Source organism: Micromonospora sp. L5 (genome assembly GCF_000177655.2).
GTDB classification, from domain to species: domain Bacteria; phylum Actinomycetota; class Actinomycetes; order Mycobacteriales; family Micromonosporaceae; genus Micromonospora; species Micromonospora aurantiaca.
Map to the genome: position 1 here is coordinate 6,228,427 of NC_014815.1, position 23,563 is coordinate 6,251,989.

The window sequence follows — 23,563 nt, forward strand, 5'->3', positions numbered from 1 at the left end:
TGACAGCGAGGAGAGGTCATGACTGTCGTGCAGGAGAGTCCCCCGTCCGGAACCGGCGGGTCCGAGACCCGCCGGCCGGCGATGCGGGTACGCAAGCGGGACGGCGACACCGAGCCGGTGGACGTCGGCAAGATCGTCCGGGCGGTCGAGCGCTGGGTCGCCGACCTGGACGAGGTGGACCCGCTGCGGGTGGCCACGAAGACGATAAGCGGGCTCTACGACGGGGCGACCACCGCCGAGCTGGACCGGTTGTCGATCCAGACCGCGGCGGAGCTGATCGGCGAGGAGCCGCAGTACTCGAAGCTGGCGGCGCGGCTGCTCGCCGCGTACGTGGACAAGGAGGTCCGCGGACAGGGCGTGGCGAGCTTCAGCCAGTCGATCGCCTACGCGCACGGGCTGGGACTGATCGGCGACGAGACGGCCGCGTTCGTGGCCCGGCACGCCCGCAAGCTCGACGACGCCGTGGACCCGGACGGCGACCTGCGGTTCGAGTACTTCGGACTGCGCACGGTGGCCGACCGCTACCTGCTGCGGCACCCGCAGTCGCGGCTGGTGGTGGAGACGCCGCAGTACTGGCTGCTGCGGGTGGCCTGCGGGCTGTCCCGCACCCCGGGCGAGGCGGTCGGCTTCTACCGGCTGATGTCCAGCCTGGCGTACCTGCCCAGCTCCCCCACGCTGTTCAACTCCGGCACCCGGCACACCCAGATGTCGTCGTGCTTCCTGGTCGACTCGCCGCGCGACGAGCTGGACTCGATCTACGAGCGGTACCACCAGGTGGCGAAGCTGTCGAAGTTCTCCGGCGGCATCGGCATCTCCTGGTCGCGGGTACGTGGCCGGGGCGCGCTGATCCGGGGCACCAACGGGCGCTCCAACGGCATCGTGCCGTTCCTCAAGACGCTCGACGCCGGGGTGGCCGCGGTCAACCAGGGCGGCCGGCGCAAGGGCGCGGCCTGCGTCTACCTGGAGCCGTGGCACCCGGACGTGGAGGAGTTCCTGGAGCTGCGGGACAACACCGGCGAGGAGTCGCGGCGTACGCACAACCTCAACCTGGCCAACTGGGTCCCCGACGAGTTCATGCGCCGGGTCGAGGCCGACGGCGAGTGGTCGCTGGTCGACCCGTCGGACGCCCCGGAGCTGCCCGACCTGTACGGCGAGGCGTTCGACGCCGCGTACCGGGCGGCGGAGAAGAACGCGGTGCGCACGGTCCGGGCGCGGGACCTGTACGGGCGGATGATGCGGACGCTCGCGCAGACCGGCAACGGCTGGATGACGTTCAAGGACGCCGCGAACCGGCTGTCCAACCAGACCGGTGAACCGGGCAACGTGATCCATCTGTCCAACCTGTGCACCGAGATCCTGGAGGTCAACGACGACGCCGAGACGGCGGTGTGCAACCTCGGCTCGGTGAACCTCGGCGCCCACGTCACCGCCGACGGCGTGGACTGGGAGCGGCTGCGCGCCACGGTCCGCACCGCCGTGGTGTTCCTCGACCGGGTGATCGACATCAACTACTACCCGGCCGAGCAGGCGGCGGCGTCGAACCCGCGCTGGCGGCCGGTCGGGCTCGGGCTGATGGGGTTGCAGGACGCGTTCTTCACGCTGCGCCTGCCGTTCGACTCGGCGCAGGCCAAGGAGCTGTCCACCCGCGTGCAGGAGGAGATCCTGCTGACCGCGCTGGAGACCTCCGCCGGGCTGGCCGAGCGGTTCGGCCCGCATCCGGCGTACCCGCAGACCCGGGCCGCGAAGGGTGACCTGCACCCGGACCTGTGGGGCGCGGAGCCGGCGCAGGCCGGACGGTGGGCGGCGCTGCGCGAGCGGATCGCCGTCCACGGGCTGCGCAACTCACTGCTGGTGGCGATCGCGCCGACCGCCACCATCGCCTCCATCGCCGGCTGCTACGAGTGCGTGGAGCCGCAGGTGTCCAACCTGTTCAAGCGCGAGACCATGTCCGGGGAGTTCCTCCAGGTCAACACGTACCTGGTGCGGGAGCTGAAGGCGCGCGGGCTGTGGACGCCGCAGGTCCGCGACCGGATCAAGCGGGCCGAGGGCTCGGTGCAGGACATCACCGAGCTGCCCGCGCCGGTGCGGGAGCTGTTCCGCACCGCCTGGGAGTTGCCGCAGCGGGCGCTGATCGACCTGGCCGCCGCGCGGGCGCCCTTCGTCGACCAGTCCCAGTCGCTGAACCTGTTCCTGAGCGCGCCGACCATCGGCAAGCTGTCCTCGATGTACCTGTACGCCTGGAAGGCCGGGCTGAAGACCACCTACTACCTGCGTTCCCGTCCCGCCACCCGCATCCAGCAGGCCACCGTCGCGCCGGTGCTCGCCCCGGTCTCCGGCGTGGTCTCCGCCGTGAGCGACGACGAGGCGCTGGCCTGTTCCCTGGAGAACCCCGAGAGCTGCGAGGCATGCCAGTGACCACCACCGCACCGACCCGGCACATGCTGCTCGACCCCGGCATGGACCTGACCCTGCGGCCGATGCGCTACCCGCGCTTCTTCGACCGGTTCAAGGACGCGATCAAGAACACCTGGACGGTCGAGGAGGTGGACCTGCACTCGGACCTCGCCGACCTGGCGAAGCTGTCCCCGGCCGAGCGGCACCTGGTGTCGCGGCTGGTGGCGTTCTTCGCCACCGGCGACACCATCGTCGCCAACAACCTGGTGCTCAACCTCTACCAGCACGTCAACTCCCCGGAGGGCCGGCTCTACCTGTCCCGGCAGCTGTTCGAGGAGGCGGTGCACGTCCAGTTCTACCTGAACCTGCTCGACACGTACGTGCCGGACGAGAAGGAACGGTTCGCCGCGTTCGACGCGGTGGAGAACATCCCGTCGATCGCCCGCAAGGCCGAGTTCTGCTTCCGGTGGATCGACTCGATCTTCGAGCTGCGCGAGCTACGGACCCGCGCGGACCGGCGGGCGTTCCTGCTCAACCTGATCTGCTTCGCCGCGTGCATCGAGGGCCTGTTCTTCTACGGCGCGTTCGCCTACGTCTACTTCCTGCGCTCCCGGGGCCTGCTCAACGGGCTGGCCTCCGGCACCAACTGGGTGTTCCGGGACGAGTCGATGCACATGGCGTTCGCCTTCGACGTGGTGGAGACCGTACGCGCCGAGGAGCCGGACCTGTTCGACGACGAGATGGAGCGGCAGGTGAAGGAGATGCTGGCCGAGGCGGTGGAGTGCGAGGTGAGCTTCGCCGAGGACCTGCTGGGGCAGGGCGTGCCCGGGATGTCGCTGGCCGACATGCGCGAGTACCTCCAGCATGTGGCCGACCGGCGCCTCGCAGTGCTCGGCATCGCCCCCATGTACGGCAGCGGCAACCCGTTCGCGTTCATGGAGTTGCAGGACGTGCAGGAGCTGTCCAACTTCTTCGAGCGCCGGGTGTCGGCGTACCAGGTCGGGGTGACCGGCTCGGTCACCTTCGACGACGACTTCTGACCGCCGCCCCCGCCCCGGCCGTCACGGCCGGGGCGGGACCGGGCTCTCGCCGGGCAGCGCCGTCGCCCGGACCCGCCCGATCAACGCCACCACGGCGATCGCCATCACGGCCACCACCACGAACGCGCTGCGGAGGTCCAGGGCGCCGGCGAGCAGGCCGATCACCGGCGCCGCGAGCAACGCGCCCGGCCACTGGCCCATCGCCACCACCGAGACGCCCTCACCCGAGGTGAGGCCGGGCTGCTCGCCGGCGAAGCCGAGCACCGTCGGGGTCACGCACGCCAGGCCGAAGCCGAGCAGTCCGAAGCCGGCCATCACCGCGGCCGGATGGGGGTACGCCACCGGCAGCGCCACGCCGGCGGTGGCGACGAGCGCGGACAGCCGGACGAAGCGGATCCGCCCGAACCGGCCGGCCAGCCGGTCGCCGAACAGCCGGGCGACGGTGGCGGCCAGCGACAGGCAGGTGTACGTGGCCGCGGCGAGCACCGCGGCAGCGCCCGCGACCTCGGTCGCGTACAGCGCGCTCCACTGTGCGCCGGCCATCTCGATGAACGAGGCGAGGAAGGCGATCACCGCGAGCAGCAGCAGCTGCGGGGTGAACCGGTCACGCAGCCGCCGCCGGTCCTCGCCGTCCTTCGTCTCCTGCCGGGGCGTATCAGGCAGCCAGCGGTGCGTACCGACCAGCAGCGCTCCCAGCAGGACGCTGGTGACAGCCATCTGCGCCGACGGGGACATCCCGATCGCCGCGGCGCCGGTGCCGCAGAGGCCACCGGCCAGCATGCCGATGCTGAAGCCGGCGTGGAAGGTGGACAGGATGGGCCGCCCGTAACGCTTCTGCACCTCGACCGACTGGGCGTTCATCGGCGTGGCCAGCAGGTTCGCCGCGAAGCCCCAGACCGCCAGCCCGCCCACAAGCGCCACCACTGTGGTGGACGCGGCCAGCAGCGGCGCGTTGACCAGGATCAGCGCGGCCCCGGCCAGCGCCAGCCGGCGGGTGTTGATCCGGCTGATCAGCACCGCCACCACGACCAGGGAGACCAGCTCCCCGGCGTTCGTGGCGATGTTCGCCAGGCCCCAGCCGGTGTTGCCGACGCCTACCGCGTCCCGCACCTCCGGCACGCGGGCCGACCACCCGCCGATGGCCAGGCCCATGATGACGAAGAGCAGCGCCACCGACCAGCGGGCCCGTACGGCCGAGCGTGGCACCGGCGGCGCGGGCTGCTCCGTCGTGTGCTGGTTCGTCGAGGTGTCCGTCATGGTCGTCGTACCTCTCTCCGATCGGTCCGTCGGAACTCCTACCCGATCGCGTGGTCGAGGAAGCACGCACCGTCAGGAAGGTGGACCTCCGCCGGGGTGGTCCCGGGGTCGGTGACGAGCGCCGAGACCACCGCGACGTAGTCGTCGATGAGCCCGCGGACGAGGTCGTCGCCGAAGACACCCCGGTTGCGGATCACCACGCCGCCGGCCCGGTCGTCGTCCACCACGACGATCGGTGAGCCCCGCTTGACCCAGACGGGCAGGCATTCGGGCGGCACGTCGGCGGCGACCACCGGCGGCGGTGTGCCGGGCGCGGGCCGGGCGGTGATGTCGACCGGCTCCACCCGCAGCCCCGGGCAGTGCAGCACCGGCGACGCCGACGCGGCGGACTGGAACCAGGCGTCGAACAGGTGGTTGTCCGGCCAGGGGCGGATCGCCGCGAAGTCGGGGCGGACCGCCCGGGCCAGCCGGTGGAACGCGGTGGCGTGCGCGACGGCCTCGGCCAGCGAGGCGTGCGCGGCGTCTACCACCGCGCTCATCGGCGCGTCCGCCGCGACCGCGACGGGCAGGTAGACGTTGTTGGTGAACTGGCCGACGAGCTGCCGGGACAGCGGGCTCTCCCGGCCCAGCGTGGTGGTGCCCAGCACCACCCGGGGCCGGCCGGCCCGCCGCGACAGCAGCACCAGGTAGGCGGCGAGCAGCAGCACGTACGGGCTGGTGCGGGCCCGCCGGGCGGCCGGGCGCAGCCGCGCGGTGACCTCGGGCGGGAACGCGAAGCGGGTGGCCACCTCCGCGCTGAGCGCGACGTCCGGCGCCGGTGGCGACGCCGGGAACAACTGGTACGGCTCCACCGGCCGCAGCCGGTCCCGCCAGTACGCGGCCCGGGCGGCGGCGTCGACGCCGTTCCCGGCCTGCTCCGCCTCCTGGAGCGCGGCGAGTGCGGTGTGGTCCACGCCCAGCGGCGGCTGCGGATCGGCCGCGCCGAGCCGGGCCGCGTACGCGTGGCACAGGTCCTCCACCACGACGCGGCACGACCAGCCGTCGGAGACCATGTGGAAGAAGCAGAGCGCGAGCACGTGCTCGGTCTCGGAGAGCCGGACCAGGGCGGCCCGCCACAGCGGCGCCCGGCCGGGGTCGAACTCGTCGTTGCGGTGCGCGTACGCGATCCGCTCGACGCGGGCCTGCTGCTCAGCCGGCGGCAGGCCGGACAGGTCGACGTACTCCAGCGGCGACTCGACGTGCGGCAGGATCCGCACCTCGGGCTCCACGCCGATGCGGTCGAACCGCATCCGCAGCGCGTCGTGCCGGTCCACCACGTCCTGCATCGCCTGCCGCAGCACGTCGACCCGCAGGGTGCCCCGCAGCCGGCGGAACTCCACCACCACGAGCCGGGCGGCACCGGGACGGGCCGGGTCGAGCGCGGTCATGAACTCCCACATCATCTGCTGGCCGGGGGCCAGCGGAAACGTCGTCGGCACTGCGACTCCCCCCGTCAGGCCGCCACCGGCGGCGCGGCCACCGGCGGGACCGGTCGCCGGTCCACCTCGTCCGGCCGACGGTCCGCCCCGTCCGGCCGGTAGTCCGTCCCGTCCGGCTGGTAATCCGCCTCGTCCGGCTGGTAGTCCGCCTCGTCCGGCGCGCGGAAGCCGGTGAAGAGCAGGTCGGGGCGGCCGAGCCGGAGCGAGGTGACGAACGCGGCCCCGTCGAACAGCGTCTCGATCGCCGCGCAGGCCATCGACTCGGCCACCGCGCGCGGTCCCCGGTCACCGCCGAGCCGGCCGGGTGTCTTCGCGGCGATCACGGCGGCCGCGACGGCCGGTACCGCGAGCAGACTGCGCCCCCCGCTGCGCCGGGCGGTGAGCAGCCCGGCCAGGGCGGTCACCGCGAGCGTGCTGGCGGTGTTGAGCACGAACCGGCGCCGGTGCGGGTGGGCGAGGCAGAGCCACTGCTCGGAGCGCCCGTACGTGGTGAACCGGTAGGCGACCGCGCGGAAGGTGTCGGCGACGCCGGTGTCGTGGGTGATCACCCCGCCCGGGTCGGTGAGCAGCGCGTAGCCGGCGTCGGTGAGCAGCAGCCCGAGGTGCAGGTCCTCACCGCCCAGCGGCATCGGGGAGTCCTCCGGAAATCCGCCGACCGCCTCGAAGACGGAGCGCTTCAGGGCCATGTTCGCCCCGGCGCCCCAGGACACGCGCTCGTAGTGCAGCGGCCGGGTCAGGTCGCCGAGCAGCAGGTACGAGCGGCGCATCACGCGGAAGAACGCGCTGTCGCCGGGCTCGACGACCACCGGGCCGGTGACGCCGGCGACCTCCTCGCCGGAGGCGCGCAGCCGGGCCGCGTACCGGGTGATCAGATCGGCCGGCACCCGGCAGTCGGAGTCGGTGAACAGCAGCAGGTCGTAGCGGGCGTGCCGGACGCCCAGGTTCCGTTTGGCCCCGACGTGCCGGGGGCCGCGCACGTAGCGGGCGCCGTACTCGGCGCAGGCGGCGCGGTGCGCGGCGGCCGCGGCGGGCGCCGAGTCGTCGACGACCACCACCTCCACCGGCTCCGGGCAGTTCGGGGCGGCGTCGCGCAGGCTGCGAAGCTGGCGGCGCATCTCCGCCACCCGGTCCTTGACCGGGATGACGACGGAGACGCCACGAGCGACGGCGCGAGGTTCGGTCGGTTCGCCCACGGGCGATGCGGATCGGCTCATACCCCGAGGTTCGACCACCGGGATACAACACCGATACACGGCTCCGGCCGTCCCGGCTATCGCGTGTGTACCGCTGATGTATCGATGAGCATCAAGGTCGAAGGCATGACGACCTCCATCCCTCTCGACCGGCGGCTCGCCGTGGACGGTGGCCGGCCGGTCCGCCCGCCCGACCGTCCATGGCCACGCTGGCCGATCCCCGCTCCGGACGCCGCCGGCAACCTCTCCGCGGTGCTGACCGGCGGCCGGTGGGCGATCAGCAGCCCGTCGGTCGGCGACGCCGTCCTGTTCGAGCGCCGCTTCGCGGCCGACTTTGCCCGCTACGTCGGCACCCGCCACTGCGTACCCGTCGACCACGGGTCGAGCGCCCTGGTGGTGGCCCTGGAGTCACTCGGCCTCGGCTACGGCGAGACGGTGCTCGTACCGGCGCTGACCTGGACCGCCTCCGCGACCGCCGCGCTGCGCGCCGGCCTGGTCCCGGTGCTCGTCGACGTCGACCGTGACACCGGCTGCGTCGGGCCGGACGACCTCGACCTGTCGGTGGACCCGCGTGCAGTGGTCGCCGTGCACTGGGCCTCCAACATGGCCGACGTGCCGGCGCTCGACGCGGTCACGAGGCCGCGCGGCATCTCCGTCGTGGAGGACTGCGCGCAGGCCCACGGCGCCACCTGGCAGGGCCGTCAAGCCGGCTCGCTCGGCCGGATCGGCTGCTTCAGCTTCCAGCACGGCAAGGTACTCACCTGCGGTGAGGGCGGGGCCGTGGTCACCGACGACGACACGCTCGCGCCGGTGCTCCAGGAGCTGCGGGCCGACTCGCGCCGCTACCGCGGCGACCGGACGCCCCCGGGGGAACTGGACCTGGAGGAGAGCGCCGGTGTGCAGGGGGCCAACTTCTGCCTGGACGAGTTCTCCGCCGCGGTGGCCTGCGCGCAACTGACCACCCTGGACGAGCAGCACGAGGTACGCAACCACAACTACCGGCTGCTCGGCGAGCTGCTCGACGGCGTGGACGGCGTACGGCTGCTGCGACCCGCGGCGGGGCAGACGCGCATCTCGATCTACGAGGGCACGATCGTCTTCGACCAGTTCCCGGCCGGCATGGACAACGCCGCCGTGGCCGCCGCGCTCACCGCCGAGCTGAGCCGGCGGTTCTACTGCACCGACGAGCCGCTGCACCGCAGCCGGCTGCTCCAGCCGTGGACGAAGCCGCTGCTCGCGCCGCTGGCCGAACGCTTCGCGGCGATCCACCGGGAGCGCACGTACCCCAACACCGAGTGGCTCGCCGCCCACACCGTCCAGACACACCACAGCACCTTCCTCGGCGCCGAACAGGACATGGAGGACATCGCCGCCGCCGTCACCAAGGTGCTCACCCGCTGAACCGCGCCGTCCCGGCGCACCCAGAGAAGGAGTCTTCCCGTGACCGTCACCCAACGCGAGACCTCGCACGCCCCGACCCCGTCCCCCGACACGGACGCGCCCGTCGGCGTGTGGCTCAACGGCGCCCGCGGTTCGGTCGCCACCACCGCGATCACCGGTCTGCTGGCGCTGCGCGCCGGCATGGCCGACTCGACCGGCTGCGTCACCGACACCGGCATGCTGCGCGACGCGCCGCTGGCGAGCTGGAACGACCTGGTGGTCGGCGGGCACGACATCGTCGACACGCCGCTGGAGAAGAAGGCCGAGTCGCTCGTCGACTCCGGGGTCATCCCGGCGCCGGTGCTGGCCGCCGTGCGCGGCAGCCTGCCCGAGGTCGAGCAGAACCTGCGCACCGGGTACGACGCGCGTACCGAGACCGCACCGCTGGCCGAGGTGGTCGACCGGCTGGCCGGCGACATCGAGGAGTTCCGCAGCCGTTACGGGCTGTCCCGGGTCGTCGTCATCAACGTGTCCTCGACCGAGCCGCCGGCCGACCACCGGCCCGAGTACGACGACCTGGACGCGCTGACCCGCGCCATGGCCGACCCGGACGACAAGGCGCTACCGGCCAGCTCGGTGGTCGCGTACGCGGCGTTCCAGGCCGGTTGCGGCTTCGTCGACTTCACCCCGTCCACCGGGGCCCGGCTGCCCGCGCTGGAGATGATGGCGCAGCGGGAGCGCGTGCCGTTCGCCGGCTCCGACGGCAAGACCGGGGAGACGCTGCTGCGTACCGCCCTGGCGCCGATGTTCACCTCCCGCGCCCTGCACGTGCTCTCCTGGGCCGGGGTGAACCTGCTCGGCGGCGGCGACGGCGCGACGCTGGAGGATCCGCGCAACGCGCGCAGCAAGCTCAGCTCGAAGTCGGGCGTGCTGCCCGCGCTGCTGGGTGAGGACGTCACCGCCCCGCTGCACATCGACAACGTGCCGGACCTGGGCGACCACAAGACCGCCTGGGACCACGTCTCGTTCGAGGGGTTCCTGGGCGTCCGGATGTCCATGCAGCTGACCTGGAGCGGGGTCGACTCCACGCTGGCCGCCCCGCTCGTGCTCGACCTGGCCCGGCTGACCGCCGCGGCGCACCGGGCCGGCCACGTCGGCCCGATCGAGGAGCTGGGGTTCTTCTTCAAGGACCCGATCGGCACCGACGAGCACGCGCTGGCCGAGCAGGCGCAGGCACTCGCCTCCTGGGCCAACGGTCTGGACGGCCGCGCCGGCAGCTGACCTTCGTACCGGCCGCCGGCGCGGCACCCTCCGCGCCGGCGGCCCCGCCCCACGTACCCGCATCGAGGAGTCCCCCATGTCCCACCACGTCCCGAACGCGCCGGACCGGCCGACCACGGATCCGGTGTGGACGCCGATCCTGACCGGCCTGCACGCGACCGCGCTGGACTGTCTCCAGACGAGCTTCGCCCTGCTGGCCGACCATGCGAACGGGTCCGGCAGCCACCTCGCCCTCGGCGCCCGGTACGGGTTCCGCACCCGGGACCAGGACGGCCTGGTCACAGTCGAGGCGACCTCGGACGACCGGGCCGCCGAGGCGGTCGACCTCCTGGGCCTGCGGGTCGAGGGCCGGTGGATGCAGCTCGACGGCCCGCAGGTGCGGCGGCTGTGCGCGCCCGGCCAGCCGCTCTACGTCACCGCCGACGCGTACGACCTGCCCTGGTGCCCCTACCACGAACACGAACACATGCGGCACAGCTTCCTCGTCACGGCCGCCGCGCCGGACGAGGTCACAGTGGTCGACGCGTACCACAACGACACCGCCTGGGGCCCCGCGCGTCCCGGCGTGTGGCGGCTGCCCGCCGCCGCGTTCGACACGGCGCTGGCCGGCGGCGCGCACACCCTGGCGGTGACGGCGCACCCGGCCCCGGAGATCGACGTGCCCGCCATGCTCGCCGGCAACGCCGCCCGGGCCGGCCGGGCCCGCCCGGAGATCGACAACTACCTGACCCGCACCGGCGCCGCCCTGGACACCGTGGCCGGGCTGCACCGCTTCGTCCTCGACGTCTGGCTGCTGGCCCGCGCCCGCGACCTGCACGAACGCTGGCTCGCCGCGGTCGCGCCGGAGGCCGTCGCCGCACTGGCCGGGCAGGCCGCGCGCTGGCAGCAACTCGCCACGCGCAGCTACGTGGCGCTGCGGCGGGCCCAGGCGGGCCGGCCGGCCGCGCCGGAACTGGCGGACGCGCTCGGCGAGCTGATCGCCGACCACCTGGCCGCGCTGGAGTCGATCGCCGGGCCGCCCGGCACGACCGGCGACGCCGCCGCGCCGCCCGCGCCGGAGCGGGCCGGTGACGACGGGGTACGCGCGGCGGTGCTCGGCGCGCTCGGCGACACCCTGGACCTGGACGGCTCGGCCCTGCGCACCACCGACGTGCTCCGGGAACTGCCCGGCTTCGACTCGTTCCGGCTGGTCGACGTCATCGACCGGGTCGAACGCCGGCTCGGCGTCGAGGTGCCGGCCACCGCGCTGTCAGCGGCCGACCTGCGCGACGTCGGCTCCCTGTGCGCCATGTTCGGCGCCGCCACCGGAGGTGCCCGATGAGTACCGACCTGCTGCACGACCTGCTGGACCGCACCGCCGGCGCGCGCCCCGACGCGCCCGCCGTCGGGGACGGGACCGTCGAGTTCACGTACCGTCAGGTGCGGGCCGACAGCCTGCGCCTGGCCGGCTGGCTGCGCGGGCAGGGCGTCCGGCGCGGCGACCGGGTGCTGGTGGCGCTGCCCGCCGACGCGGCCCTGCCGGCGCTGCTGTACGCGGTCGCCCGGGCCGGCGCGGTCTTCGTCGTCCTCCGGACGCCGGCCCCCGAGGTCGCCCTCGCCCACGTGCTCGACGACGCCGAGCCGGGCCTGGTCCTCACCGACGACCCGGTCCTGGCCGGCCTGTCCCGCGCCCGCGGCGTCCCGGTGCGCGGCGCGGTCGAGGCGCGCCGCGCCGCGTCCGGCGTGGCCATCGGCGGCGCGCCCGCCGGTCCGGCCCCGCTCGCCGTCGACCCGGTCTGCCTGATCTACACCTCCGGCAGCACCGGCATGCCGAAGGCAGTGGTGTCCACGCACGCCCAGGTCACGTTCGCGGTCCGGGCGATCCAGTCGGAGCTGCGCTACCGGCCCGACGACGTGGTGCACGTCCTGCTGCCGCCGTCGTTCGACTACGGCCTCTACCAGATCTTCCTCAGCACCGTCGCCGGCGCCCGGCTGCGCCTCGGTGATCCCGGGGACACCGGTGGCCGCCTGCTGGCGACCCTCGTCGAGTCCGGCGCCACGGTGCTGCCCTGCGTACCGTCGCTCGCGATCAACCTGCTGCGGCTGCTCGGCCGGGCCGGCGCGCCGCGCCCGCCGCTGCGCCTGCTCACCAACACCGGCGCGGCCATGCCGCCGGAGGTGCTGGCCGGCCTGCGCCGGCTGCTGCCCGGCCTGAGCGTCCAGCTGATGTTCGGCCTCACCGAGTGCAAACGCGCGGCGATCATGCCGCCGGACGCCGACCTGCGCCGGCCCGGCGCCTGCGGGCGGGCGCTACCAGGCACCGAGATCTTCACAGTCGACGCCGAGGGGCGGCGTCAGCCACCGGGCGTCCGCGGCGAGCTGGTGGTACGCGGCCCGCACGTGATGGCCGGTTACTGGCGGCGGCCCGAACTGACAGCGCAGCGCTTCCGCCGCGCCCACGGACTGTTCCCGCAGCTGCACACCGGCGACCACGGTCACGTGGACGCCGACGGGTACGTCCACTTCGCCGGCCGGCGCGACGACGTCTACAAGGAGAAGGGCACCCGGGTCAGCGCCACCGAGGTGGAGGCCGCCGCGTACCGGGTCGACGGCGTGGACGCGGCCGGGGTGCTGCCGCCGGCCGACGGCCGCGACGGCGCGACGCTGTTCGTGGTGGCCGAGCTGACCCCCGCCGACGTGCTGCGCCGGCTGCGGGAACAGCTGGAGGAGATGAAGGTGCCGGCGCGCTGCGTCGTGCTGCCCGACCTGCCGCTGACCGGCAACGGCAAGGTGGACCGGCGGGCGCTGGCCCGGCTGGCGGGTGAGCACCGTGGCTGACCTGCCCTTCGACACCCCCGCGTACCGCTACGACCTGGCCCGGGTACGTGCCAGCCACGCCACCCTGGTCGCCGCGCTGCCCGCGCCCAGCCGGCTGTTCTACTCGCTCAAGGCCAACCCGCACCCGGCGCTGGTCGCGGCGCTGCACACCGCCGGCTGCGACGCCGAGATCTGCTCGCCGGGCGAACTGGCAGCGGCGCTGCGGGCCGGCGTGCCGGGCGACCGGATGCTCTACACCGGACCCGGCAAGCGCGACGCCGAGGTGACCGAGGCGGTACGCGGCGGGGTCCGCTGGTTCTCCGTCGACTCGCCGGCCGGCCTCGACCAGGCCGACCGGATCGCCGCCGCGCACGGCGTCGAAGTGCACTGCCTGCTGCGCGTGAACGACCGGGTGCCCAACCCGGGCCAGGGGCTGACCATGACCGGCGTCGCGTCGCAGTTCGGCGCCGACGTCGACTGGATCGAACAGGAACCGCAGCGGTTCCGCTCCCGCCCGTCGGCCCCGGTACGCGGATTCCACCTCTACACCGGCAGCAACGTCGACTCGGTGGACGCGCTGGTGGCCCAGTTCACCGCGGCGGCGCGTACCGCCCGGCGGCTGCGGGACCTGCTCGGCATCGACCTCACCCTGCTCGACCTCGGCGGCGGCTTCGGCGCGCCGTTCGCCCGGCCCGGCCAGAACGCGGACCTGACCGGCCTCGCCGACCGGGTCGCCACGGCGCTGGACGACCTCTTCCCCGCCTGGCGCGACGGCACCCCCGAGGTGGCCTTCGAGTCGGGGCGGTTCCTCACCGCCACCGCCGGCACGCTGCTGACCCGCGTGCTGGACTTCAAGCGGTCGCAGGGCACGCCGGTGGTGGTGCTGGAGTCAGGCATCAACCACCTCGGCGGGATGTCCGGCCTGCGCCGGCTGCCGCCGCTCGTACCCGCCCTGCACGCCGCCGACGGCCGCGACGGCGCGCCGCTGGAGGCCGCGATCGTCGCCGGGCCGCTGTGCACGCCGCTGGACACCTGGGCCCGCGCCGCGAACCTGCCCGACGTACGGCCGGGCGACGTGCTCGCCGTGCCGAACGTCGGGGCGTACGGGCTCTCGGCGAGCCTGCTGGCCTTCCTCGGCCACCCCGCGCCGGTCGAGGTCGTCTGCGACGGCGACCGCGTCGTCGAGACGTCCCGGCTGACCCTGACGCGGCACCCGGTCGACACGCCGGGCGCCACTGCCGAACCCCGAGAAGAAAGGTGACGTCATGAACGCCGAATTCACCGAACTGCTCCGCCCGTTCCTCAAGTTCGCCGGGCCGGACGAGATCACCGAGGACGCCCGCCTGCGCGACCTCGGCCTGGACTCCATGCGCGAGATCGAGCTGCTGTTCGCCATCGAGGACACGTTCGGGGTCGCCGTGCCCGACGACAAGCTGGTCGACTCCACCTTCGCCACCGCCGGTGGACTGTGGAGCGTGGTCGAGGAGCTGCGCGCCCCGGTCGGCGGTGGTTCCCGATGACCGCGACCGCCGGGTACGCCCCGGCCGTCGAGACCGTGGCCGACGTGGCGGCGGAGCACGCCCGCCAGTCCGACGAGGACGCCGCCTTCCCCACCGAGGCCCTGGCCGCCATGCGCCGTACCGGGCTGCTGGGGCTGCTGGTCCCGGCCGCCGAGGGCGGCGCCGGCGGGACACTGCCGGACCTGGTCGACGTCACACTGGCGCTGGGCCGGGTGGACATGTCGGTGGCGATGGTCTTCGCCATGCACTGCCAGCAGGTCGCGGCGATCACCGCGTACGGCGGGGAGAAGCTGCGTGCCGAGGTGCTGCCGGCGGTGGCCCGGGGCGAGCGGTATCTCGGCTCAGTCACCACCGAGGCCGGCAAGGGCGGCCACCTGCTGACCTCCGAGTCGGCGCTGGAGCACGACGGCGAGATGCTGCGGATCGACCGTCAGGCCCCGATCGTGACAGGCGGCCCGTACGCGGACGCCTTCCTCATCACCACCCGCGCGCCGGGCGCCGGCTCCGCCGCCCAGGTGGACCTGGTCTACGCCGACCGGGACCAGGTGGAGATCGAGGTGACCGGCGGGTGGCGCCCGCTGGGCATGCGGGCCACGCACAGCGTCCCGATGCGGCTGCGCGGCGCGGTGCCGCAGTGGCAGGTCATCGGCGAGCACGGCGGGTTCCGGGAGATCGCCACCCGGGTCTTCGCGCCGCTGGCGCACGTGGGCTGGTCGGCGGCCTGGATCGGGGCGGCGGCCGGGGCGTACGGCCGGGTGCTGCGGCACGCCCGCAGCGAGGCGGGACGGCGGCAGTTCGCCCCCTCCTCCGAGCTGGTGCTGCTCCGGCTGGCCGGCATCCGCGCCCGGCTGGACGCGGCGCACGCGCTGCTGCGGCACACCGTCTCGGTGGTCACCGACGCGCCGGACATGTCGGCGGCGCCGGTGCAACTGCTGCTCAACACGTTGAAGATCCGGGCGGCCGAGGAGTCCTTCGCCGCCGCCGACGAGCTGGTCGAGCTGACCGGCCTGCGCCACGGCTACCTGACCGACTCGCCGCTGACGCTGGAGCGCACCTTCCGGGATCTGCGCTCGGCCTCGCTGAACTACGCCAACGACCGGCTGCGCCTGGCCAACGGGGCGCTGTCGCTGCGCGACCCGGGGGTGCGTCTTGCCTGAGCCGACGCCCGCCGGGGACGACGCCGCCGCGGTGCGGGCGGCCCTGTCCGGGGTGGACCCCACCGATTCCGGCGCCGTGTGGCGCGCGCTGGGCGTCGCCGGGATCATCGAGGCGCTCTACCCGGACGGCGTCCAGCCGGACCCCCGGCGGCTGTCGGCGTTGCTCACCGAGCTGGACGCCCGGTGCCCGCTCGGCGTGACGCTGTCGGTCTGCGTCCAGGTCGCCACAGTGCTGCCGCTGCTGGCCGGCGCGACCGGCCCGGCGGACGCCGCGCGACGCGGGATGCTGCGCGGCGAGACGGTGGTGGCGCTGGCCGTCACCGACGCCGCCGGGTCGGGCTCGGACCTGCTCGACGCCACGACCGGGGTGAAGCCCGGCGACGACGGCGCCGTCCTGGACGGCGGCAAGGACTGGATCACCAACGCGACGAGCTGCGATGCGGCGCTGGTGCTGGCCCGGCACCGCGAGGCGCGGCACTTCACCAGCTTCTGCTGGGTGCTGGTGCCCGCCGCCGCGCCCGGCGTGACTGCCGAGTCCGCCGGCCGGGCGTTCGCCGGATCCGGCGTGGGCCACCTGCGCTTCGCCGGCGTCGCGCTCGACCCGGACGCCGTGCTGGGCCGCCCCGGCCGGGCGCTGGCCGGGTTCGCCCGGCAGGTCGGCGTCGAACGGGTCGCCGGAGCGCTGTGGGCCCGGGCGATGTGCCACCGGATGCTTGCCGGCCTGCACGACTGGCTGCGGCGGCGGCCGGCCGGGACGGGCACGCTGTGGGACCGCCCGGCGGTCCGCGAGCGGTACGCCCGGTGCCTGGTCGCCACGCACCAGCTCGACGCGCTGTGCGCGCCGCTGCTGGACGCGCCGGCGGCCGTCCCGTCCGCGGTCACCGGGATGCTGCTCAAGGTCAGCGCCGCCGAGACCGTGGACCGGGTCGCCGCCGAGGCGGTGCGCCTGCGCGGCGCGGACGCGTTCCGCGACGGCGGGGAGGCGCAGCTGCGCACCGAGGCGGCCATGTTCGGCATCGCCGGTGGCGCCACCGGCGCGATGCTCGCCGGCATCGCCGACCACGCCGACGAACTGGCGGGCGCGGTGACCTGAGCGCGGCGTCCCGCGCGCGGCGGCGCCGGAAGACCGATCGACGACAGCACAGTGAAGGGAGCAACGCCGTGAGTCTCTACTCCTGGTTCGAGCGGACCGTGGCACGCGTGCCCGAAGCGGTCGCGCTGGAGGTCGGCGGGGAGCCGGTGACCTACCGCCGGCTGCGCGACCTCGCCGACGGCCTCGCCGGGCGGATCCACGCCGAGGTGGGCCACCGTCCGCGTGCGGTCGGCCTGCTGGCCGCCCGCAGCCTGCCCGCGTACGCCGGTTATCTGGCCGCGCTGCGCGCCGGAGCGGTGGTGGTGCCGCTCAACCCGGCCTTCCCACCGGCCCGCACCGCCCGGCAGTGCCGGGACGCGGGCGTGGACGCGCTCGTGGTCGACGACGCGGGCGCGGCGACCGCGGCCCAGGTCGCGGGCGACGCGGTGACGGTACGCCTCGACGGCGCGCCCGCCGCCCCGCCGCCGGCCGCGCCGGTGGCACCGGACGACGTGGCGTACCTGCTGTTCACGTCCGGCTCGACCGGGCGGCCCAAGGGCGTGCCGGTCCGGCACCGCAACGTGGACGCGTTCCTCGCGTACTGCCGGGACCGCTACCCGGCCGACCCGGGTGACCGGCTGTCTCAGACCTTCGACCTGACCTTCGACCCGTCCGTGTTCGACATGTTCGTCGCCTGGGGCGGCGGCGCCACGCTCGTGGTGCCACAGCCGGACGAGGTACTGACGCCGGTGCGGTTCGTCAACGAACGACGGATCACGCACTGGTTCTCGGTGCCCTCGGTGGTCTCGCTGGCCCGCCGGATGCGGATGCTCTCCCCCGGCGCCATGCCCGGCCTGCGGCACAGCCTCTTCGCCGGCGAGCCGCTGACGCTGGAGCAGGCGCGGGCGTGGGCCGACGCGGCGCCGGGCAGCGTGGTGGAGAACCTCTACGGTCCCACCGAGCTGACCGTGACGTGCACCGGTCACCGGCTGCCGGCGGATCCGGCGGCCTGGCCGGCGACCTCCAACGGCACCGTCCCGATCGGCGACGCGCACCCCGGGCTGGACGCGATCCTGCGCGCCGAGGACGGCACCGTCGGCGTGGACGACGGTGAGCTGTGCGTGCACGGGCCGCAGCGGTTCGACGGCTACCTCGACCCGGCCGACGACGAGGGCCGGTTCGTCACGTACGCGGACCGCCGGTACTACCGCACCGGTGACCGGGTCCGCCGCGAGCACGGCACGTTCGTGCACCACGGGCGCCTGGACGACCAGGTGAAGCTGCGCGGCTACCGGATCGAGCTGGGCGAGATCGAGATGGTCCTGCGCGGCCACCCGGGGGTGCAGGACGCGGTGGTGCTGGCGTTCGGCACGGGCGACGACGTCTCCCTGCGCGCTGTCTACACCGGCGCCGCCGGGATCACCGACGAGCTGACCCGCAGGTGCGCCGAGCGCCTGCCCGCCTACATGGTGCCGGCGCGGATCCACCACGTGGCCGCGCTGCCCACGAACGCCAACGGCAAGACCGACCGGCGGCGGGCCGCCGACCTGGTCGGCAGCGCGACGAGAGGAGCACGGTGATGACCGGCACAGGGAACGGACAGGACCAGGAGCGGGCGTTCCGGTCGGTGGCCGGGCGCTTCGCCACCGGGGTGGCGGTGGCGACCGCCGTCGGGCCCGACGGCCCGGTGGGGATGACCGTCAACTCGTTCACCACCGTGTCGCTGTCGCCCCGGATGCTGCTGGTCTGCCTGCGGCGGGACTGCCGGCTGCTCGGCGCGGTGCGTCGTACCGGCCGGTTCGCGGTGACTGTGCTCGGCGACGACCAGCGCGAGGAGGCGGCCTGGTTCGCCAGCCGGGGCCGCCCGGCGGGCGCCGACGGCTTCGCGGGTGTGGCCTACGACGACGAGCGGGCGACCGGCTGCCCGCGGCTGACCGACGGGGTGGCGTACTTCGGCTGCGAGGCGGTCTCCGCCGACCCGGCCGGGGACCACGCGGTACTGATGGGCGCGGTCCGCTCGGCGGGCCTGCTCCGGCCGACCCCGCCACTGCTGTTCGTGGACGGCGACTACGCAAAGGTCGCCGCGCCGCGGGAAGCGCAGGTGGCGCGATGAGCATCGGCGCCGCTCCCGGCGACCTGCGCCACCTGAGCCTGCGCGCGGCGCGGGCCGGGGCGGACGCGATCCGCGAGGCGCGGGGCCGGGGCTTCCGGACCGAACACAAGGGCGGCGCGGCCCAGGACCCGGTGACCACCGCCGACCACGCCAGCGAGCGGGCCATCCTCGGCCTGCTCGCCCGGGACCGGCCGCAGGACGCCGTCCTGGCCGAGGAGTCCGGTGCCAGCGCCGGCTGCTCCGGGCTGCGCTGGATCGTCGACCCGCTCGACGGCACGCTGAACTTCAGCCACGGTGCGAGCCGGTACGCGGTGAGCATCGCGGTGGCGACCGGCTGCGACGTGGGCGACGGCCAGGTGGTCGCGGCCACCGTCCTGCAACCGGCCACCGGCGCCTGCCTGGTGCTCGACGACGGCGGCGCGCTCGACGGCGACGCCCCGGTCGCGGTCAACCGGGAGGCCCGGCCGGGGCACGCCCTGGTGGCGTTCGCGGTGCCGAACGCGCCCGGGCCGCGACGGCGGGCGTACCAGGCGCTCGTCGGCGTCGCGCCCCGGGTCGCCGACCTGCGCAACACCGGCTCCACCGTCTGCGACCTGGCGGCCGTGGCCCGCGGCGAACTGGACGCGTTCGTCAGCTTCGACCCCGCGCCGTGGGACATCGCGGCCGGCGCGGCGCTGGTCGAGGCCGCCGGCGGGGTGAGCCGGCGGTGGCGCCACGACGGGTTCGAGGTCTTCGGCACCGGCGCGCCGGCCGTGGTGGCCGCGCTGGCCGGCTGGCTGGGCGACGACGGTACGGACGGCCGCGACGGCACCGACACCGACACCGACGAGGAGAGGGGAACCGACGATGACCGGCAGCGATGAGTTCCGGCTGGCGCTGGTGGGGGCGGGCCGGATGGGCCACCACCACCTGCGCGCCCTGGCCGACCACCGGAGCGTCCGGATCCGGTACGTGGTCGATCCGGTTCCGGCGGCACGGGAGGCGGTCACCGCGGCCGGGCTGCCCGCGTACCCGAGCGTGGAGGACCTGCTCGCGGACGCCGTGCCGGACGGTCTCCTGGTGACCGCGCCCACCGGGCGGCACGGCGCGCTGGTCGCGGCCGCCGCCAAGGCCGGGCTGCCGGTGCTGTGCGAGAAGCCGGCCGGGCTCGACCCGGCCGGGGCGGCCGAGGCGGGGCGGGTCGCCGCCGCCGCTGGAATCCCCTTCCAGGTCGCCTACTGGCGCCGGTTCGTCCCGCAGCTGTGCCGGCTGCGGGAGCGGATCGCCGGCGGCGAACTCGGCGAGGTGCTGTTCGTGGCCGCGGCGCAGTGGGACGGCGAGCCGCCCGCGGCGGCGTTCCGCACCGGCAGCGGCGGGATCTTCGTGGACATGGGCGTGCACGAGTTCGACCAGATCCGGTGGCTGACCGGGCAGGAGATCGACCGGGTCGCGGTGCAGCCGGCCGGTCCGGTAACCGACCCGGCGGTACGCGGCCGGGACGTGGACAGTGCCCAGGCGTTGCTCGGCCTGTCCGGCGGCGGCACCGCGCTGGTCTCGCTCGGCCGGCACCACCGCGGCGGCGACATGGCGACGGTGGAGGTCTTCGGCACCCGCGACCACGAGCGGCTGGCCTTCCTCGACCCGGCCGACGGGGACGCCACCATGTACGCGGCCCTGGCCCGTCAGGCGGAGGACTTCGCCGTGCTGGTCCGGGAGGGCCGGTCGGCGGGCGCCGGGGTGACGGACGCGGTGGCGGTGCTCGACGCGGCGCGGCGGGCGACGGCGCAACTGACTCCGGGTCACGAAGTTCACACCGATCAGTGATTACTTGCACCATCTGGGAGCGATGCATTCCCCGGCCGAAGGTGGGAAACCCAGCCTTACACACCACACTGTGGACGGTGCGCCGGAGCGGGGGACGACATCCATGCGGTTCAGTGTTCTCGGTCCGTTGAGCCTGTACGCGGGCGACCGCCCCGTCATGCTGACCGGCACCAAACCCCGCCTCCTGCTCGCCGTGCTGCTGCTGAGTCCGGGGCGCACGGTCGCCACCTCCCGGCTGGTCGACGGCCTCTGGCCGGAGTCGCCGCCCGCGTCGGCGGTACGCAACCTGCGCACGTACGTGCACCGGCTGCGGCAGACGCTGGACCGCGGCGGTGACTCGGCCGGCCGGCTGGTCCACGACGGCACCGGCTACCACCTGCGGGTCGACGAGGACGAGCTGGACCTGCTGCGGTTCCGTCGGCTCGCCGACGAGGCCCGCCGGGCCGCCCGGAGCGACCGGCTGCAGGCCGCCGCCGACCTGTTCGACCGGGCGGTCGACCTGTGGGGCGGGCACCCGCTGGAGGACCTGACGGATCTGGGCACCGACCTGGGCGCGACCGTCACGGCACTGCGGGAGCAGCACCGGGAGATGACGACGGAGCTGATCGACCTGCGCCTGCGGCTGGGGCAGCCGGCGCGGGTCATCCCGTCGCTGCGCCGGATGGTGGCCGAGGAGCCGCTCGACGAACGCCGGCAGGCGCAGCTCGTGACCGCGCTGACGCGGGAGGGGCGCGTGGCCGAGGCGCTGGCCGCGTACCAGCAGGCCCGGGGCGGCATCATCGACGAGCTGGGCGTCGACCCCGGCCCCACGCTCCAGGGCGCCCTCCAGACCGCGCTGGACGCGGACTCCGCCGAGGTCCACCCACCGTCCGGCCGGCCCACGGCCCTCGGCGCCGGGCCCGTGTCGCCGCCCGGCCCGCCGACCAGCCCGCAGGCCCTGCCGATGAAGCCGCCGTCCCTGGTCGGCCGGGACACCACTGCGGGCCAGTTGCGCGCCATCGCCGAGGGGATCGCCGACCCGGCCGGCGCCGACGAGCACGCCGGTGTCGTGCTCGTCTCCGGCGCGCCGGGCGTCGGCAAGTCGTCGTTCTCGGTGAGCAGCGGGTACGACCTGGCCGACCTCTTTCCCGACGGTCAGCTCTTCGTCAGCTTCGACAGCGGCGACGAGCCGCCGCGCGGCAGCGGGGAGCTGATCCGGGAGCTGCTGGTCGAGCTGGGCGTACCGCTGACCGACGTGTCCGAGGACATCCGGGAGCGCTCCGCCGTGCTGCGGTGCGCGCTCGCCGGCCGGCGGCTGCTGCTCATCATCGACGACGTCGACTGCGCGCAGCAGGTGCGCCCGCTGTTGCCCGGGGCGGGCCGCAGCCTGGTCCTGATCAACAGCCGGCAGCGCCTGCTGGACCTGGACGTGGGCTGGCGGTTGACGCTCGGCGCGCTCGACCGGGCCGACGCGGTGGAGCTGCTGGCCACGATCGCGGGCGAGCGCCGGGTACGTGAGCAGCCGGAGGTGTTCGGCCGGATCGCCGCGGCCTGCGACCGGTTGCCACTGGCGCTGCGGATCGTCGGCAGCCGGCTCGTCACCCAGCCCGACGTGGCCCTGCCCGGCTTCGCCGCGCACCTGGAGGACGAGGAGAACCGGCTGTCGGAGCTGGCGGTCGGGGACATCTCGGTGCGCGGCAGCCTGTCGGTCAGCTACCAGGCGCTGGACGTCGACGCCCGCTTGGCGCTGCACGCGCTGGCCCGCGCCGACTCGTTCATCACCCCGGCCAGCGCGGTGGAGATCCTGCGCCTGCCCCGGCAGCAGGCCAACCGGATGGTGGAGCACCTGATCCAGCACAACCTGCTGGTGCCGGTCGACTCCTGCGCCCCGGCCGAGCGCTTCCATCTGCCGGAGTTGCTGCGGCTCTTCGCCCGCGAGTGCGTGGAGACGCACGGCCGGCCGCTTCCGGCCTGAACACCGATCGCGGTGTGCGGGTCGGTGAGACCCGCACACCGCGATCGGGTGTCGTTACTTGAGGAAGCGGTCCAGCGCGGCCTCGATGGTGCCGCTGTCCGGCGACGCGTACGACTTCATCGTCACCTTGTTGTAGGAGATGAAGCTCGGGCACCGGGCGGCGGGTGCGGTCACCGTGCCGCCGTCGCCGACCTTCTCGCCGGTCTTGGCGGCGTGGAAGGTCAGGGTGTACCGCGAGGAGATGTAGTCGACGGTGACGACCTTGTCCTCGCTGTTCTTGTACTGGCACTTCTTCGGCGTGCCCTCGCTGCCCTCGACCATCTTGAGGCAGCCGATAACGGACACCGTGGCGAAGTCGGCCGACTTCGCGTAGTACGGCTTGGCCGAGCTGACCGTCTTCTGCGACCAGAACGACGGCCGGTCCGGGGAGTTGGAGAAGACGTACGCCTTCGAGCCCGCCGGCGCGGTGTACGGGGCGGCGTTGAGGATCGCTCCCCCGTCGCAGACCGCCGACATCTCGCTGGCGTACCGCGCGGTGATCGAGTTGTTGTTGGAGGGCCCGTCCGGCCCGGTCGACTCCGGGCCGTCCGCGCTGGGGGTCGCGGACGGGCTGGTGTCCGGCCCGGGGGTGGCGCTGCCCGACGCCACCGGCTTCGGGTCCTCCTCGTCGCCGTTGAAGGCGACGTAGGCGAGGCCGCCGCCGCAGCACAGCAGCGTCAGCGTGACCGCGCCCGCGGCGAGGCCGACGATGAGCCCCTTGCTCTTGCCTCCGCTCGGGGGCGGCGGGGTGGGCGCGTACGGCGCCGGCCCGGGGTAGCCCGGCTGCCCGGGGAACGGCGCCGCGGGCTGCGCGCCGTACGGCGCACCCGACCCGGGCTGGGCACCGTACGGCGCACCCGACGCGGGCTGGGCGCCGTAGGGGGCGCCCGACGCCGGCTGCGCACCGTACGGGGCGTTCGGGTCGGGCTGGTTGCCCCACGCTCCGGCGTTCGGGTCCGGATAGCCTCCGTAGGGAGGGTGATTGTCACTCATCTGAGGTTCTTCCACCTGTCGTCCGTGGTTCCGGCGATCAACCACCCCGCAGCGTAATGACGCCTGCAAATTCACGATCGCCGACATTCGATA

Annotated in this window: 19 protein-coding genes; 15 read left to right on the forward strand and 4 right to left on the reverse strand. The window is 74.4% G+C overall.

Annotation, left to right across the window (positions count from 1 at the left end):
• The first annotated feature begins 18 nt into the window (after positions 1-18).
• Entirely contained in the window at positions 19-2,415 is a 2,397-nt protein-coding gene (locus ML5_RS28675) for a ribonucleoside-diphosphate reductase subunit alpha (RefSeq protein ID WP_013477182.1), read from the forward strand.
• Complete coding sequence (locus ML5_RS28680) at positions 2,406-3,434, forward strand: ribonucleotide-diphosphate reductase subunit beta (protein WP_013285788.1); 1,029 nt, start codon at positions 2,406-2,408, stop codon at positions 3,432-3,434. The genes ML5_RS28675 and ML5_RS28680 overlap by 10 nt, the downstream gene beginning before the upstream one ends.
• Before the next feature lie 21 nt (positions 3,435-3,455).
• Here ML5_RS28680 and ML5_RS28685 read toward each other — a convergent pair whose 3' ends face one another.
• From ML5_RS28685 to ML5_RS28695, 3 genes are read right to left on the reverse strand one after another with little or no spacing between them, the layout of a single operon-like run.
• Entirely contained in the window at positions 3,456-4,691 is a 1,236-nt protein-coding gene (locus ML5_RS28685) for an MFS transporter (protein WP_013477183.1), read from the reverse strand.
• A 38-nt stretch (positions 4,692-4,729) separates the two neighbouring features.
• A complete protein-coding gene (locus ML5_RS28690; RefSeq protein ID WP_013285786.1) occupies positions 4,730-6,169 on the reverse strand; it encodes a condensation domain-containing protein in 1,440 nt (479 codons plus the stop codon).
• 14 nt (positions 6,170-6,183) lie between these two features.
• On the reverse strand, positions 6,184-7,383 hold the full coding sequence (locus ML5_RS28695) for a glycosyltransferase (RefSeq protein WP_013477184.1): 1,200 nt from the start codon (positions 7,381-7,383) through the stop codon (positions 6,184-6,186).
• 105 nt (positions 7,384-7,488) lie between these two features.
• Here ML5_RS28695 and ML5_RS28700 point away from each other — a divergent pair, with 105 nt between their 5' ends.
• From ML5_RS28700 to ML5_RS28760, 13 genes are all read left to right on the forward strand, one after another.
• On the forward strand, positions 7,489-8,763 hold the full coding sequence (locus ML5_RS28700; RefSeq protein WP_236619313.1) for a DegT/DnrJ/EryC1/StrS aminotransferase family protein: 1,275 nt from the start codon (positions 7,489-7,491) through the stop codon (positions 8,761-8,763).
• Positions 8,764-8,802: 39 nt separating this feature from the next.
• The gene (locus ML5_RS28705) at positions 8,803-10,023 is read left to right on the forward strand and encodes an inositol-3-phosphate synthase (protein WP_013285783.1); all 1,221 of its coding nucleotides are present in this window, start codon (positions 8,803-8,805) and stop codon (positions 10,021-10,023) included.
• Between the two features lie 76 nt (positions 10,024-10,099).
• Positions 10,100-11,344: an acyl carrier protein gene (locus tag ML5_RS28710; protein ID WP_013477186.1), complete on the forward strand. Its 1,245-nt coding sequence runs from the start codon at positions 10,100-10,102 to the stop codon at positions 11,342-11,344.
• Positions 11,341-12,840 (forward strand): class I adenylate-forming enzyme family protein, encoded by a 1,500-nt coding sequence (locus ML5_RS28715; protein WP_013477187.1) that lies wholly within the window; start codon positions 11,341-11,343, stop codon positions 12,838-12,840. Before ML5_RS28710 ends, ML5_RS28715 begins: the two co-directional genes overlap by 4 nt.
• Positions 12,833-14,080, forward strand: coding sequence for a decarboxylase (locus ML5_RS28720; protein ID WP_013477188.1), 1,248 nt, complete (start codon positions 12,833-12,835; stop codon positions 14,078-14,080). Before ML5_RS28715 ends, ML5_RS28720 begins: the two co-directional genes overlap by 8 nt.
• A 4-nt stretch (positions 14,081-14,084) precedes the next feature.
• Positions 14,085-14,339 carry a phosphopantetheine-binding protein gene (locus ML5_RS28725; protein ID WP_013477189.1) on the forward strand — a complete coding sequence of 85 codons (255 nt, stop codon included), beginning with the start codon at positions 14,085-14,087 and terminating at the stop codon, positions 14,337-14,339.
• Positions 14,336-15,496, forward strand: coding sequence for an acyl-CoA dehydrogenase family protein (locus ML5_RS28730; protein WP_013477190.1), 1,161 nt, complete (start codon positions 14,336-14,338; stop codon positions 15,494-15,496). Before ML5_RS28725 ends, ML5_RS28730 begins: the two co-directional genes overlap by 4 nt.
• A complete protein-coding gene (locus ML5_RS28735) occupies positions 15,489-16,589 on the forward strand; it encodes an acyl-CoA dehydrogenase family protein (RefSeq protein WP_013477191.1) in 1,101 nt (366 codons plus the stop codon). The genes ML5_RS28730 and ML5_RS28735 overlap by 8 nt, the downstream gene beginning before the upstream one ends.
• A gap of 68 nt (positions 16,590-16,657) precedes the next feature.
• Positions 16,658-18,148, forward strand: coding sequence for an amino acid adenylation domain-containing protein (locus tag ML5_RS28740; RefSeq protein ID WP_013477192.1), 1,491 nt, complete (start codon positions 16,658-16,660; stop codon positions 18,146-18,148).
• The gene (locus tag ML5_RS28745; protein ID WP_013477193.1) at positions 18,148-18,681 is read left to right on the forward strand and encodes a flavin reductase family protein; all 534 of its coding nucleotides are present in this window, start codon (positions 18,148-18,150) and stop codon (positions 18,679-18,681) included. Before ML5_RS28740 ends, ML5_RS28745 begins: the two co-directional genes overlap by 1 nt.
• A complete protein-coding gene (locus ML5_RS28750) occupies positions 18,678-19,544 on the forward strand; it encodes an inositol monophosphatase family protein (protein WP_013477194.1) in 867 nt (288 codons plus the stop codon). Before ML5_RS28745 ends, ML5_RS28750 begins: the two co-directional genes overlap by 4 nt.
• On the forward strand, positions 19,528-20,484 hold the full coding sequence (locus ML5_RS28755; protein ID WP_013285773.1) for a Gfo/Idh/MocA family oxidoreductase: 957 nt from the start codon (positions 19,528-19,530) through the stop codon (positions 20,482-20,484). Before ML5_RS28750 ends, ML5_RS28755 begins: the two co-directional genes overlap by 17 nt.
• A 103-nt stretch (positions 20,485-20,587) precedes the next feature.
• Positions 20,588-22,438: a BTAD domain-containing putative transcriptional regulator gene (locus ML5_RS28760; RefSeq protein WP_013477195.1), complete on the forward strand. Its 1,851-nt coding sequence runs from the start codon at positions 20,588-20,590 to the stop codon at positions 22,436-22,438.
• A 54-nt stretch (positions 22,439-22,492) separates the two neighbouring features.
• Here ML5_RS28760 and ML5_RS28765 read toward each other — a convergent pair whose 3' ends face one another.
• The gene (locus ML5_RS28765; protein ID WP_013477196.1) at positions 22,493-23,470 is read right to left on the reverse strand and encodes a hypothetical protein; all 978 of its coding nucleotides are present in this window, start codon (positions 23,468-23,470) and stop codon (positions 22,493-22,495) included.
• Positions 23,471-23,563: the final 93 nt, after the last annotated feature.